The sequence below is a fragment of the Arsenophonus nasoniae DSM 15247 genome (genome assembly GCF_000429565.1).
In the GTDB taxonomy this organism is placed as follows: Bacteria; Pseudomonadota; Gammaproteobacteria; order Enterobacterales; family Enterobacteriaceae; genus Arsenophonus; species Arsenophonus nasoniae.
This window is the reverse complement of record NZ_AUCC01000274.1, coordinates 1-1174: the sequence shown is the minus strand read 5'-3', so window position 1 is coordinate 1174 and position 1174 is coordinate 1. Positions and strand designations below refer to the sequence as shown.

1 protein-coding gene is annotated in these 1174 nt (G+C 38.5%); it reads left to right on the top strand.

Features of this window, described 5'->3' with window-relative positions; translation table 11 throughout:
* Positions 1–211: 211 nt before the first annotated feature.
* The coding region (locus G468_RS0118345; RefSeq protein ID WP_026824191.1) for an IS110 family RNA-guided transposase at positions 212–1174 on the top strand (963 nt) is incomplete at its 3' end.

Sequence of the window (1174 nt, the reverse complement as noted above, 5' to 3'; positions counted from 1 at the left end):
GCTTGTATCTTGTTTTTTGTGATAGTTAGCTACTATCGCATGAAACAGAGTGAGCTTGTAAAATCGCTAATGGGACAACCTTGTTTCTGAGTTAAAGCCCTCTGTTTCCCCTTTCATGCCAGCATTTAAATTGAACGGTTACCAAGAGCATTGACTCTGTATGTACAAGCAGAATAGGCATGATGGTTTATTATGTGAAAGGAGTATTCTCATGTATCAAGTCGGAATAGATGTCAGTAAAAAAAAGTTAGATATCTGCCTGTTAGCTAAAGTTATTGAGGGAAAACAAAAAACTAAAGTCATAAAAAATGATCAGCATTCAGCTAGGACATTGATTGAGTGGCTGAAAAAACAAAAATGTTTACTCGAAGATGTAAGGATTACTCTTGAGTCCACAGGGACTTATCACGAACAACTCTGCATTGAACTTTATGATATGGGTATTCATATTTCCATCGTAAACCCTTATCGTATAAGAGAATTTGCAAAAGGCATGGGTATTTTAACTAAAACAGATAGAGTCGATGCCTTCGTTTTAGCGTGTTATGGGGAGTTAAAAAAGCCTTCAGCATGGATAGCTCCATTGCCAGAAATTCGAGCATTGAAATCATTGATCAACCGTCGAGAGGCACTTTTAGCTGATTTATTGCGTGAACAAAACCGTCAGGAAAAGACGTTAACAACGTCTACACCAAAGATTGTTAGACAGTCACTTGTTAAGTGCATAAAAATATTAGAAAAAGAGTTGCTGGCTATTGAATCTGAAATTTCTAATCATATTGATAATCATCCAAAATTAAAGCAAGACATGGAATTGCTGACATCAATCAAGTCAATTGGTAATCAGGTAGGTGCCAACATGCTTATGGTGTTAAGGAGCCATGACTTTACTAGTGCAGAACAGGTTGCCTCCTATCTGGGATTAGTCCCTGTAGAACGGCGTTCTGGCACATCTGTTAACGGTCGGGCTCACTTATCCAAAACAGGATCGTCCCAAATTCGCGCAAAATTATACTTCTCAGCCATAACAGCAATACGCCATAACCCACATATCAAGTCATTGTATGATCGTCTATTAGCAAGAGGTAAGTCAAAAATGTCCGCTCTAGGTGCGGCAATGAGGAAATTAGTTCACTTGTGCTATGGAGTATTAAAGACGGGTCTAGCTTATGAC